General features: G+C 65.5%; 10 protein-coding genes and 1 tRNA gene. 7 read left to right on the top strand and 4 right to left on the bottom strand.

Features of this window, described 5'->3' with window-relative positions:
* Positions 1–11: 11 nt before the first annotated feature.
* The 4 genes from V7066_RS17420 to V7066_RS17405 all read right to left on the bottom strand — a co-directional run bounded on the left by V7066_RS17420 (position 12) and on the right by V7066_RS17405 (position 4,889).
* Positions 12–653 (bottom strand): lytic transglycosylase domain-containing protein, encoded by a 642-nt coding sequence (locus V7066_RS17420; protein ID WP_334184252.1) that lies wholly within the window; start codon positions 651–653, stop codon positions 12–14.
* 54 nt (positions 654–707) lie between these two features.
* The gene (locus tag V7066_RS17415) at positions 708–1,817 is read right to left on the bottom strand and encodes a phytase (protein ID WP_334184251.1); all 1,110 of its coding nucleotides are present in this window, start codon (positions 1,815–1,817) and stop codon (positions 708–710) included.
* Positions 1,817–4,627, bottom strand: coding sequence for a TonB-dependent receptor (locus V7066_RS17410; RefSeq protein WP_334184250.1), 2,811 nt, complete (start codon positions 4,625–4,627; stop codon positions 1,817–1,819). The genes V7066_RS17415 and V7066_RS17410 overlap by 1 nt, the downstream gene beginning before the upstream one ends.
* A gap of 187 nt (positions 4,628–4,814) precedes the next feature.
* A tRNA-Thr gene (locus tag V7066_RS17405) sits at positions 4,815–4,889 on the bottom strand.
* Positions 4,890–4,948: 59 nt separating this feature from the next.
* Between V7066_RS17405 and V7066_RS17400 the strand changes: the two genes are divergently transcribed.
* The 7 genes from V7066_RS17400 (at position 4,949) to ileS (ending at position 12,263) form a co-directional block, all read left to right on the top strand.
* Complete coding sequence (locus V7066_RS17400) at positions 4,949–5,239, top strand: hypothetical protein (protein ID WP_334184249.1); 291 nt, start codon at positions 4,949–4,951, stop codon at positions 5,237–5,239.
* Between the two features lie 77 nt (positions 5,240–5,316).
* Positions 5,317–6,003, top strand: coding sequence for a 2,3-diphosphoglycerate-dependent phosphoglycerate mutase (gene gpmA, locus V7066_RS17395; protein WP_334184248.1), 687 nt, complete (start codon positions 5,317–5,319; stop codon positions 6,001–6,003).
* 1 nt (position 6,004) lies between these two features.
* Positions 6,005–6,493 carry a 5-(carboxyamino)imidazole ribonucleotide mutase gene (purE, locus tag V7066_RS17390; protein ID WP_334184247.1) on the top strand — a complete coding sequence of 163 codons (489 nt, stop codon included), beginning with the start codon at positions 6,005–6,007 and terminating at the stop codon, positions 6,491–6,493.
* A gap of 142 nt (positions 6,494–6,635) precedes the next feature.
* Positions 6,636–7,700 carry a 5-(carboxyamino)imidazole ribonucleotide synthase gene (locus V7066_RS17385; RefSeq protein WP_334184246.1) on the top strand — a complete coding sequence of 355 codons (1,065 nt, stop codon included), beginning with the start codon at positions 6,636–6,638 and terminating at the stop codon, positions 7,698–7,700.
* A gap of 7 nt (positions 7,701–7,707) precedes the next feature.
* The gene (locus tag V7066_RS17380) at positions 7,708–8,193 is read left to right on the top strand and encodes a dihydrofolate reductase (protein WP_334184245.1); all 486 of its coding nucleotides are present in this window, start codon (positions 7,708–7,710) and stop codon (positions 8,191–8,193) included.
* A 12-nt stretch (positions 8,194–8,205) separates the two neighbouring features.
* Positions 8,206–9,138: a bifunctional riboflavin kinase/FAD synthetase gene (locus V7066_RS17375; protein ID WP_334184244.1), complete on the top strand. Its 933-nt coding sequence runs from the start codon at positions 8,206–8,208 to the stop codon at positions 9,136–9,138.
* Positions 9,139–9,284: 146 nt separating this feature from the next.
* Positions 9,285–12,263 (top strand): isoleucine--tRNA ligase, encoded by a 2,979-nt coding sequence (ileS, locus tag V7066_RS17370; protein WP_334184243.1) that lies wholly within the window; start codon positions 9,285–9,287, stop codon positions 12,261–12,263.

Below are 12,263 nucleotides of genomic sequence, written 5' to 3'. Positions count from 1 at the left end.
GCGCGCTTTTTCTATCGGCGAACCGGGCCCGTCAGACGGGCCATGATCGAGGCGACATAGGCCTGGGTCTCGCGGATGCGGGGGATGCCGCCCGCCTTCTGCACCCGGCCGGGACCGGCGTTGTAGGCCGCCAGCGCCTTCTCGATATCGCCGCCAAAGGCATCGAGCTGCATCCGCAGGTAGCGGGCGCCGCCTTCGAGATTGGCCGTGGGATCGCCGGGATTCACGCCCATCTGGGCTGCCGTGCCCGGCATCAGCTGGGCCAGCCCGCGCGCGCCGACCGGCGAGCGGGCCGCCTCGTTCCAGCGGCTCTCCTGCCAGACGACCGCCTCGAACAACGCCGGGCTGATGTCGTACTTGGCGGCCAGTTCCGCCACGCGCGCGCGCCAGCGGGTCGGCCCGGCGGCATCGAGCGCATCGGTGATCGACTGTGGATGAAGCTGCGAGGCTTCGAGTGCCGCTGGAACCGCCTCCATCGCAGCCACTTCCGCGCCCACGGTGTCACGGCCCTGCCCTGCCGGACCACCGGCCACCCACTGGTAGCCGTTCGTGCCGATTTCCAGCACATCAGCGGAAGCCGCGCCGGGCATGCCGAACACGGCCAGAACGGCCGCGCCGACAGAGAGTTTCAGGCGATTCGAAAAGCGTGTCATCGCCCGCCCTGATACTCCAGCGGAGCACGGTTTCTCAAGCCGGGCCATTGACGCTCACTCGATTCCAAGCGCTGTGCGGATCGCCCGCCAGGACAGCATCTTGAAGTTCTGCGCCTTGGGAGCGTTATCGCCGTCCTGCGCGACCATCAGACCCTCGGGGAACTGCGCACCGAAATCGCCGAGCATGACCTCGATGCCGTCGGTGTCGCTGGTGCCGCCGATCGCGCCGCCGTTGATGCGGAAGCGACCAGCCGGCTTGCCCGAGGACAGATCGAACAGCGCATAGGCATTGTCGCCCTGGCTGGAGGCGACGAGCCAGGCCCGTCCACCGCTTTCGCGCGCCACGGCCAGGCCTTCGACATCCGCCACCAGCCCGTCCTCGGCGCCGACGCGGGCGAAAGGCTCCGCCACGAGATTCGCGCCCGTGAGCGGGACTTTCCAGATTCCGACATCTTCCTCGGCCACGAACAGCACTTTGCCCGCATCGTCGACCACGCAGCCCTCGGACTGGGTGGCGAACTTCACCAGCCGCACATAGTCCGCCGCGATCCGCCCGTCCTTTTCGACCAGGCGGCTTTCCGCCACCGAGCCGTCCTTGAGCACGACATAGGCCCGCGCCAGTTCGTCTCGCGCCAGGGCATTGCCCATGCAGAAGCCGTAGGCCTCGGCCGGAGCGTGTCCCGCGGGAAGGAAAGTCTCCGCGCCGAGCGCCAAGAGCTTGCCGCTCGCGCCGTCAAGGGCGAACAAGGCGATGCGCGGTTCGGCCCTGTCGGTGCGGTCGCTGGCACCGACGAGAATGCGCCTCGCCCCGTCCGCCATGCGCACCTCGCGCAAGTCGACGTTGTTGAGCGCACCCGCCGCCGCGAAATCGCGCACCTTGCCGTCGAGACCGTAGACGTAGAGCCCCGCCTTCTTGTCGGTGCCGAGAATCAGACTGGCCGCGGGATTTGCGGCATTACGCCAGATCGCCGGATCATCGGCGGCATCGACGTTGGCCGTGCCGACCGGATCGGTCTCCGCCTCGGCGGGAACATCGGTGGCGGGCAGGCGAACGGCGGCAGGCGCTCCGCCCGTCGTCGCGCAACCGGTAAGCAGAAGGGCCGGGAGCAATGCTCCCGACCCCTGCTTCACGATTCCGGCGAGGTTCGTGAAAACAGCCTTCATCAGAAGGTCACTCGTGCGCCGAACTTCACGGTCGAACCGTATTCCTCGTACTGGAGCGCGCGCTTGACGCCGCCGAGGTTCTGGTAGGCGAAGTACTTGGCGTTGTTGACGTTCACCCAGTCCGCGAAGAGACGGATGTTGTCGGTCAGCTTGTACTTGGCCGAGAGGTCCAGCTGGAAGTGCTGGTTGACGGTGCGGTCGGTCTCGGCCGAGCTGGTCACCTCGTCGAGATACTTATCGCGGAAGGTTCCGGCTGCACGCAGGCTGATCGGACCCTTCTCGTAGCCGAGCACGACGTTGAAGGTGTTCTTCGAGGCGTTCGGCAGCGAAATACGGCGGGCGATCTGCGTGCCGTCATCGTCGCTGAACACCGTGCCGCGGGCGTAAGTGTAGGTGTAGTTGATCTGGGTCAGCAGCCCATCGAACGGCGATGGCAACATCGTGAAGACCTGGCTGAAGCTGGCTTCCAGGCCGGCGATCGTGGCGGTGTCGCCGTTCATCGGTATGGTCAGCTCGTCGTAGGCGATGCCGTTGTAGACGCCGCTTTCCTTCGAGTTATAGCTGTAGGTGTAGTCCTTGATCGACTTGTAGAAGCCGCCGACCGTGAAGGCACCGTTGTTCGAGAAGTAATAGTCGAACCCGGCGTCGAAGTTCCAGGCCTGGTAGGGCTTCAGCTCGGGGTTGCCCGCTTCGAGCTCGGCATTGTTGCTGCTGGAATCCTTGGTGATGAAGTTGCGCGGCGCCAGCTGCGAAAGCTTGGGGCGCACAACCGTCTTGTAACCGGCAAGGCGTGCCACCAGGTTCTGCTGCGGGCTGTAGCGCAGCGTCAGGCTGGGCAGCCAGTTGGTGTAGTTACGCTTCAGGCTGACCGGCGTGACGGAGTATTCCTCCTCCTCGCTGAGGTCGGTCACATCGTTGCCGTTCAGTTCGTTGTGGGTGCGCTCGACGCGAACGCCGCCGATCACGCGCAGCGTGGCGCTGTCCCAGCGGGCCATGGCGTAGCCGGCAACAATATCCTCACGTACCGAATAGTCGCCTTGGGCGGAAGGTATGCCGCTTTCGTAAGGATTGACCACGAAGGAATCGGGATTGGACAGCAGGTAGTCGGCGGGACCGCCCTTGCTGGCGACCGGGCCCATGTCGACCAGACGGTAGGTCTGCTTGCCCAGCACGTCGGCCAGCGTGTAGTCCGGCGCATCGTCGGCCAGCTCGTAGTAGTTCATGTTGAAGTCGTAGGACTTCTTGCGCCAGCGCGCCTTGGCACCGGCCTGGACCGTGAAGTCGCCGTTGTCGCCGGCGAAGGTGCGGGCGAGGTCGGCCTTGATCGCCCATTCCTCGTCCTGGCTGTCGGACAGGGTGGTGAGTTCGGTCTTGTTGAATTCGTAGCTGGAAGCGTCGTTGAAGTCGTCCGCGCCCTCGCTCACCGAATAAGTCGGATAGTAGGTCTTGGAGTAATCCATGTCGACCACGGTGCCGGCGCGGAAACGAGCGCGGAAGCGGGTCGGGTCGATGGAGAAGGTCTCCTTCTCGCTCGACTTGGCATAGCTGCCCTGCCAGTTGAACTTCCAGGTGCCGGTGTCGGTGTCGCTGCCGATGGCCACCGAACGAATGCGCTGACGCTCGAAGCGGTCCTTGAGGTCGCGCTCTACGGTGATGCGCTCGTCGCTGCCGTCGAAGCTGGCGGTCGAACCGGAAACACCGCTCGGGCCGTCGAAGTCGCTGAAGTCCAGCGTCGTGCGGCGACGATATTCATGGTCGTCGAACTGCGCCCAGTTGCCGCGGACATAGGCCTTGGTTGAGTCCGATACGCGCCAGTCGGCCGAAAGCGCCGCGTTGATGCGGGTACGTTCGACGTCGTAGTCGCGGTACTCGACCGATTCGGCCCAGGCATTGCCGTCGTCGTCGACATTCCAGCCGCCGGTCTCGACGTTGTCGGTCTCGAACTTGCGCTTGTAGTAGCTGACCGAGCCGGCGATGCCGAAATCGTCGCCCAGCTTCTGGGTGAAGTCGAAAGCGCCCTTCGGCGTGACCTTGCCCGAATAGTCGTTCCAGCTGCCTTCGGCGCTGAGGGAGTAGCGGTTCTTCTTCGAATCGAAGGCGCTGGTGGTCTTGATCTCGACCGAGGCGCCGATGAAGTCGCCGTCCATGTCGGGCGTGAAGGACTTCTTCACTTCCACCGATTCGATGGTGTCGGAGGAAACCACGTCGAGCGCGACCGAGCGGGCGTCCGATTCCGGCGCGGGCATGCGCACGCCGTTGATCGAGGTGCCGTTGAGGTCCGGATCGAGGCCGCGAACCGAAACGTAGCGGCCCTCGCCCTGGTCGTTGAGGATGTTGACGCCCGGCAGGCGGCGCAGCGATTCGGCGACGTTCTGGTCGGGGAACTGGCCCACGGCGTCGCGGGTCAGCACCGAGACCACGCCGTCGGCGGCCTTCTGGCGCGACAGGGCGCTGGTGAGGTTCGCGGTCTGGCCGGTGACGAGAATGTCGCCGCCGCCGATCGCGGGAAGATCGAAGTTGCCCGAGATGCGGCCGGTTGCCGGAACAGTGAGCGACTGCGTGGTCACTTCGGCGCCGACATAGCGCGCTTCCAGAGTGTAGGTGCCGGCGGGCACGTCGCCAAACACATAGTTACCTGCGCGATCGGTCTCGGCCGCGCGGTTCAGTTCGACGATGCGTACCGAAGCCGACTGCAACGGGCGGCTGCCCGATGCGTCGTGGACGCTGCCTGCGACTTCGCCGGCGTGCGCGATCGTGGCGAACGATGCCGAAGCGAGCAGTCCGGCTGCAATCCGGAGGGAGGTTTTCATGAACTAGAACCCTGTTTTGCGACGAATTGCGGCGCGTCTAGGCAGGGTTCATGACAGTTACATGCCAACGGAATGGCACTTTCGTGACAACGTTGCAGTGCAACATAAAAGTCACAGTTCCACGGGTTTTCACGTGGAACATCCGCAGCTTGCCCGCGGGATCACCAATTCTCGATGTGGGGGAGAATGGTGCTGCTGGGGAGGATTGAACTCCCGACCTCGTCATTACCAATGACGCGCTCTACCACTGAGCTACAGCAGCGCCTGAGTTTCCGTCTCCGGAAAGCGCTTGTCCCGGCGACCCGGGGCAGGGGCGCGCTAATGTCCGTGACCGCGAAGATTGTCAAGCGACACTTGCGCATTCTTTTTCAGAAAGCCATTTCGAAGGACATCAAAGGCCCTCCGAAAGATGCCCGAACCATGACGCAACCCCAGCAATCCCGCGAGGAACGGCTCGCTGCGAAGCTCCGTGAAAATCTTCGTCGCCGCAAGGTCCAGGCTCGAGCCTTCGAGGCAGGGAGCGACGAAGCCCTGCCGGTGGCCGAATCAGGAAGCGAAAACGACAGCGAAAACGAATCGGGCGGTCTTTCCAAACCGGCATCGGAAAGCTAGGGGCTGCGCCAGACATAGAGTCAGTCTGCCAACGGGCGTTTCCCGAGGGGATCGCCGCTGAGACCTGGGAGTACGCCTTGCCTCGCCTGATCCTCGTCCGCCACGGCCAGAGCCAATGGAATCTCGAAAACCGCTTCACCGGCTGGTGGGATGTCGACCTTACCGAAAAGGGTGAGGAAGAAGCCCGCGCCGCTGGCGTACTGCTGAAGGACAAGGGCATCGCGCCCACCGTCGCCTTCACCTCGCTCCAGACCCGCGCGATCCGCACCCTGCATCTCGCGCTCGAAGCGGCGGGCCTGCTGTGGATTCCGGAAACCAAGGACTGGCGCCTGAACGAGCGTCACTATGGCGGCCTCACCGGCCTCAACAAGGCCGAGACCGCTGCCAAGCACGGCGACGAACAGGTCAAGATCTGGCGCCGCAGCTTCGACACGCCGCCGCCGGTGCTGGAAATCGGCAGCGAGTTCGATCTCTCCACCGACGCGCGGTACGCCGGGATCGACGTGCCGCAGACCGAAAGCCTCAAGGACACCATCGCCCGCGTCCTGCCTTACTATGAAGGTTCGATCGTGCCGCACCTCAAGGCCGGTGCCGACGTGCTGATCTCCGCCCACGGCAACAGCCTGCGCGCGCTGGTCAAGCATCTCTCGGGCATTTCGGACGACGAGATCACCGGCCTCGAAATCCCGACCGGCCAGCCGATCGTCTACGATCTGGCGGATGATCTCGCGGTGCTCGACCGCTACTATCTCTCGGAGCGTTGAGATGAGCGGGGTGGGGACTCCTGTAGCCATCGTCATGGGGAGCCAGTCCGACTGGCCGACCATGCAGCGCGCCGCGGACATGCTGGACAAGCTGGGCGTCGCCTATGACGCCCGCATCGTCTCGGCGCACCGCACGCCGGAACGCCTGGTGGACTTCGCCAAGGGTGCGGACGGCGAAGGCTTCAAGGTGGTGATCGCCGGAGCCGGGGGCGCCGCCCACCTGCCCGGCATGATCGCTTCGATGACGCACCTTCCGGTGCTGGGCGTGCCGGTGCAGTCGAAGGCGCTTTCGGGGCAGGACAGCCTGCTCTCGATCGTCCAGATGCCCGCCGGCATTCCGGTCGGCACGCTGGCGATCGGCGAGGCGGGCGCGGCCAATGCGGGCCTGCTCGCCGCCGCGATCCTCGCCACCGCCGACCCGGCGCTGGCCGAACGCCTCAAGACCTTCCGCGCGGACCAGACGGCCAGCGTGGCGGAAAAGCCGGTCTGATTGCTTCGGACCGGCTGTTTTGCCAGCTCGGGCATGATGCTTCGACAGGCTCAGCATGAGCGGGTAACAGTGTTATCCGAATTGAATTGAAGTCCGCTCGCCCTGAGCTTGTCGAAGGGCCTGCACGCAACGAGTTCCAAAGATGATCCCTCCCGGCGAAACCATCGGCATTCTCGGCGGCGGCCAGCTCGGCCGGATGATCGCGATGGCTGCGGCCCAGCTCGGCTACCGCTGCCACATCTACGCCCCCGAGGCCGATTCGATCGCCGCGGAAGTCAGCGCCGAATTCACCTGCGCCGCTTGGGATGACGCCGAGGCCATGGCCCGCTTCGCGGCGGGCTGCGCGGTCGTCACTTACGAGTTCGAGAACGTGCCGGTCGGCCCGCTCGCCGCGCTCGGCGACGTGCCCCTGCTGGCAAAGCCCCTCGCGCTCGAAACCGCGCAGGACCGGCTGAACGAAAAGCGCTTCGTCACGGACCTCGGCGGCACCCCTGCCCCCTTCGCGCCGGTGGATTCGGCCGAGGACCTGGCAAAGGCCATCGCGGAGATCGGTGCGCCCGGCATCCTCAAGACCCGGCGCGACGGCTACGACGGCAAGGGCCAGTGGCGGATCATGACGCCGGGGGACGCCGAGGGCCTCGACCTTCCCGCCCAGCCGCTGATCTATGAGGGCTTCGTCACCTTCTTCGCCGAATTCTCGGTGATCCTGTGCCGCGGCGCGGACGGCGACATCCGCTATTTCGATTCGGCTCACAACGTGCACGAGAGCGGCATCCTGGCGCTCAGCACCGTACCCGCGCCGGAGCGCCTGCTCGAACAGGTTCCCGCCGCGCGCGAACTCGCCGCCAAAGTGGCCGAAGCGCTGGACTATGTCGGCGTGCTCACGCTGGAATTCTTCGCGACCGAGAACGGCCCCGTGTTCAACGAGATGGCGCCGCGCGTGCACAATTCCGGGCACTGGACCATCGAGGGCGCGGTCACCAGCCAGTTCGAGAACCATGTCCGCGCGATCTGCGGACTGCCGCTCGGCGATACCGGCCTTGCTGCCGACGCCGTCGAAATGCGCAACCTGATCGGCGAAGAGGCGGACGACTGGCAGGCGATCCTGGCCGATCCGGCCAACCACCTGCACCTCTACGGCAAGGGCGCGTCGCGTCCGGGGCGCAAGATGGGGCATGTCACCCGCCTGACCTTCCAGCGCGACTGACCGGCCCTTGGCGCAGGACCTCTTCCTTATCTACGCCCGCGCCGCGAACGGCGTGATCGGCCGCGACGGCGCCCTCCCCTGGCGCCTCCCTGCCGATCTCAGGCGATTCAAGGCCATGACCATCGGCAAACCGATGATCATGGGCCGCAAGACTTTCGACAGCTTCCCCTCCCCGCTTCCTGGCCGCCGCCATATCGTGCTGACCCGCGATGCGGCGTGGCAGGCCGAAGGCGCGGAAGTGGCGCATTCGGTCGAAGAGGCCCTCGCCCTGGCCGGTGACGGCGAAGTCGCCGTGATCGGCGGCGCGGAAATCTACGGGCTGTTCCAGCCGCTCGCGCACCGCATCGAATTGACCGAGATCCACGCCGACTACCCCGGCGACACCGCAATGCCCGCTACCGGCCCCGAGTGGCGCGAAACCGCGCGCGAAGAGCATCCGGCCGCCGGTGAATTTCCCGCACACGCTTTCGTCACGCTGGTCCGGGACATATAGGCCTGATCTGACATGATTCGTCTCGACAACCGCGAAGCCATTCCCGAATCGATGCGCGGCGCCATTCTGGCGCTCGGCAATTTCGACGGGTTTCATCAGGGCCATCAGGCCGTGGTCGGCGAAGCGATTCGCTGGGCGCGCGAACTCGGCCGCCCGGCGGTGGTCGCGACTTTCGATCCGCACCCCGTCCGCCTGTTCAAGCCCGACGCCCCCGCCTTCCGCCTGACCACGCTGGACCAGCGGCAGGACCTGTTCGAGGCCGCCGGGGCAGACGCCATGCTGGTGCTTCATTTCGACCGCGCCATGGCCTCCATGGAAGCGGCCGACTGGATCGAGCAGGTACTCGGCCGCCAGCTCGGCTGCACCGGCGTCGTCACCGGCGAGGACTTCACGTTCGGCAAGGGTCGCGGCGGCAATCCGCAAGTCCTGCGCGAAGTCGGCGCCCGCTTCGGGCTGATCGGCCGCACCGTCGGCCCGGTCCATGACGACAAGGGCGTGATCTCCTCCAGCCGCATCCGCGACGCACTGAAGCTGGGCGAGTGCGAGACCGCCGCCCGCCTGCTCACCCGCCCCTTCGCGGCGCGCGGGGTGGTGCAGCACGGCGGCAAACTGGGCCGGACCATCGGCTTCCCCACCGCCAACATCAACATGAACCACTACCTGCGCCCGCGCTACGGCATCTATGCCGTAACCGGCCGCATGCCGGACGGGCGCATTCTGCCCGGCGCCGCCAACATGGGCGTGCGCCCCACGTTCGAGCCGCCGATCGAGCTGCTCGAACCCTATTTCTTCGACTTCTCCGGCGATCTCTACGATCAGGAGATCGAAGTGGCGTTCCACCACTTCCTCCGTCCCGAGGCCAAGTTCGATTCGCTCGACGCGCTGGTCGCGCAGATGCGCCGCGACTGCGACCGCGCGCGGGAGCTGCTGTCGCATATCGGGTGAACGCCCGCTCGCGACACACTCGGCCGCCAAATACGCAACGTGCGTGGGGAGAGGTTTTCCCTTCGCTACGACCACCCCAAGTCCACACGTCGCCATGTGCGCGAACTCTTCCAAGAGCGGCGCATTTGCTCTAGTGCGCAGCGCATATGACCGAACAGCGCGATTATCGATCGACCGTCTTCCTGCCGAAGACCGATTTCCCCATGAAGGCCGGGCTCCCGCAGAAGGAGCCGGGTATTCTTGCGCGCTGGCAGGAACAGGACATTTACGCCAAGACTCGCGAAGCCCGCGCGGGCCGCGAGAAGTTCGTGCTGCATGACGGCCCGCCCTACGCGAACGGCGACATGCACATCGGCCATGCGCTGAACCACATCCTCAAGGACATGGTCGTGCGCACCCAGACCCTGCTGGGCAAGAACGCACCCTACGTCCCCGGCTGGGACTGCCACGGCCTGCCCATCGAGTGGAAGGTCGAGGAAGAGTACCGCAAGAAGAAGAAGAACAAGGACGAGGTTCCCGCCGAGGAATTCCGCGCCGAATGCCGCGCCTATGCCCAGAACTGGGTGAACGTGCAGCGCGAGCAGCTGAAGCGCCTCGGCGTCAACGGCGACTGGGACAAGCCCTACCTGACGATGGACTTCCAGGCGGAGGCGACCATCGTCACCGAACTGCTGAAGTTCGCCGAGCACGACATGCTCTATCGCGGCGCCAAGCCGGTGATGTGGAGCCCGGTCGAGAAGACCGCGCTGGCCGAGGCCGAAGTCGAGTACGAGGACATCGTCTCGACCCAGATCGACGTGGCTTTCGAGATCACCGAATCCGCGGTGCCTGAGCTGGTCGGCGCTTATGCGGTAATCTGGACAACCACGCCGTGGACGATCCCGACCAACCAGGCGCTCGCCTATGGGCCGGAGGTTGAGTACGTCGTTGTCACTTTGAACGCCACACAAGCTACAAAGCCGGATGACGTTGAGCTTGCCACAAAGGGCCAAGCCGTCGCTGAACAGCTAAATGGGAAGCGCGTTCTGGTTGCAGCAAAACTGCTTCCCGACTTCCTCAGCCGACTGCACTTGCTGTATCGTAACCTTGGCGTTTCGATCACCCCTCCGATGGCTGATAATGCGCAATCGGGCGATACAACTTTGCTTGGCTCCGAACTCGCCGGCACCCTCGCCCGTCACCCGATGCACGCGCTGGGCGGCTTCTTCGCAGAGCCGCGTCCGCTGCTCGCAGGCGATTTCGTCACCACCGAGAGCGGCACCGGCCTCGTCCACATGGCGCCCGACCATGGCGAGGACGACTTCCTGCTCTGCAAGGCCAACGGCATCGGCCCCAAGTTCGTGGTCGAAGCCGATGGCAAGTATCGTGAAGACTGGGGCTGGCTCGGCGGCCAGGGTTCGGTCATCAACCCCAAGTTCAACGCCCCCGACGGCCCGATCTGCTCGGACCTTCGCGAAGCAGGCGCGCTGCTGGCGGCTTCGGCCGACTACAAGCACTCCTACCCGCACTCGTGGCGTTCGAAGGCCAAGGTGATCTTCCGCTGCACCCCGCAGTGGTTCGTGCCGATGGACAAGGTTCTCGGCCACCTGCCCTCCAAGACCCGCGCCGAGCGCCGCTGGGAAGGTGAAGGCGGCGCCATCGATCCGCAGGACGAGACCGCCGAAGCCTCGCCGACGCTGCGTGAAGCCGCACTCGACGCCATCGCCGAGACGCGCTTCGTCCCCGAAAAGGGCCGCAACCGCATCGGCGCCATGGTCGAAGGCCGCCCGGACTGGGTGCTGTCGCGCCAGCGCGCCTGGGGCGTGCCGATCACCCTGTTCGTCGATCGCAAGTCTGGCGAATACCTCGTCGATGCCGAAGTGAACGCCCGCATCATCCACGCCATCCGCGAGATCGGCGTCGATGCCTGGTCGGATGCTCGCGCGCAGGAATACCTCGGCGCCAAGTACAGCGCCGATGATTACGAGCGCGTCGTCGACATTCTCGACGTCTGGTTCGATTCCGGCTCGACCCACGCCTTCGTGCTCGAATCCGGCCGCTGGCCCGAACTGGTGCCCGCCGAGGATCATGTCGGCCCCACCGCCGACCTCTACCTTGAAGGCAGCGACCAGCATCGCGGCTGGTTCCAGTCTTCGCTGCTCGAATCCTGCGCCACGCGCGGCCATGCGCCGTACAAGGCAGTGCTGACCCACGGCTTCACGATGGATGCCAAGGGCTTCAAGATGTCGAAGTCGCTCGGCAACACCATCAGCCCGATCAAGGTGATGGAGACCAACGGCGCCGACATCATCCGTCTCTGGGCGCTCTCGGTCGACTACACCGAGGATCACCGCATCGGCGACGAGATCCTGAAGGGCGTGGCCGACCAGTACCGCAAGCTGCGCAACACCCTGCGCTACCTGCTGGGCGCGCTCGACGGGTTCTCTGACGAAGAGAAGCTGCCGGTTGCAGAGATGCCGGAACTGGAGCGCTACGTGCTCTCGCTGCTGGCGGGCGTCGACGCCACGCTGCGCAAGGCGGTCGCGGACTTCGACTTCAACACCTATGTCCGCACCCTGCTCGATTTCTGCAACGAAGACCTCTCGGCCTTCTTCTTCGATATCCGCAAGGACTGCCTCTACTGCGACGCCCCTTCGGACCCGAAGCGCCGCGCCTATCGCACCGTGCTGGACACGCTGTTCCACGCCCTGGTGCGCTATGCCGCGCCGGTCACCGTCTTCACCGCCGAGGAAGTCTGGCAGAGCCGCTTCCCCGACAGCGAGAGCGTGCATCTGCTCGAATGGCCGGAAGTTCCCGCCGTGGAAGCCGATGCCGCCCGCTGGGCAGAGCTGCGTGCCCTGCGCGTGAAGGTGACCGAAGCGATCGAACCGCTGCGCCGCGAGAAGATCGTCGGCTCCAGCCTCGCCGCCACGGTCACGGTTCCCGCCTCCGCCCCTGAGGGCGATCTGGCCGAACTGTTCATCACCGCGACAGTCACGCGTGGGCAGGGAGACGACGTGACCGTCACCCCCTCCACCGACCACAAGTGCGGCCGCTGCTGGCGCCACCTTCCCGAAGTCTCGGAAGACGGCGACCTCTGCGACCGCTGCGACGACGTGGTCGGCGCGCTGGAGACCCCGGCGTGA

The organism is Novosphingobium sp., assembly GCF_036820275.1.
In the GTDB taxonomy this organism is placed as follows: Bacteria; Pseudomonadota; Alphaproteobacteria; order Sphingomonadales; family Sphingomonadaceae; genus Novosphingobium.
The sequence above is the reverse complement of the archived record's forward strand: the minus strand, read 5'-3'. Positions and strand labels throughout refer to the sequence as shown.

What these genes read in the sequence shown, in the direction of transcription:
- V7066_RS17385 (WP_334184246.1), top strand. Translation starts at nt 6,636, where the DNA reads ATGATCCCTCCCGGCGAAACCATCGGCATTCTCGGCGGCGGCCAGCTC.
- V7066_RS17410 (WP_334184250.1), bottom strand. Translation starts at nt 4,627, where the DNA reads ATGAAAACCTCCCTCCGGATTGCAGCCGGACTGCTCGCTTCGGCATCG.
- purE (WP_334184247.1), top strand. Translation starts at nt 6,005, where the DNA reads ATGAGCGGGGTGGGGACTCCTGTAGCCATCGTCATGGGGAGCCAGTCC.
- V7066_RS17420 (WP_334184252.1), bottom strand. Translation starts at nt 653, where the DNA reads ATGACACGCTTTTCGAATCGCCTGAAACTCTCTGTCGGCGCGGCCGTT.
- ileS (WP_334184243.1), top strand. Translation starts at nt 9,285, where the DNA reads ATGACCGAACAGCGCGATTATCGATCGACCGTCTTCCTGCCGAAGACC.
- V7066_RS17415 (WP_334184251.1), bottom strand. Translation starts at nt 1,817, where the DNA reads ATGAAGGCTGTTTTCACGAACCTCGCCGGAATCGTGAAGCAGGGGTCG.
- V7066_RS17400 (WP_334184249.1), top strand. Translation starts at nt 4,949, where the DNA reads ATGTCCGTGACCGCGAAGATTGTCAAGCGACACTTGCGCATTCTTTTT.
- V7066_RS17375 (WP_334184244.1), top strand. Translation starts at nt 8,206, where the DNA reads ATGATTCGTCTCGACAACCGCGAAGCCATTCCCGAATCGATGCGCGGC.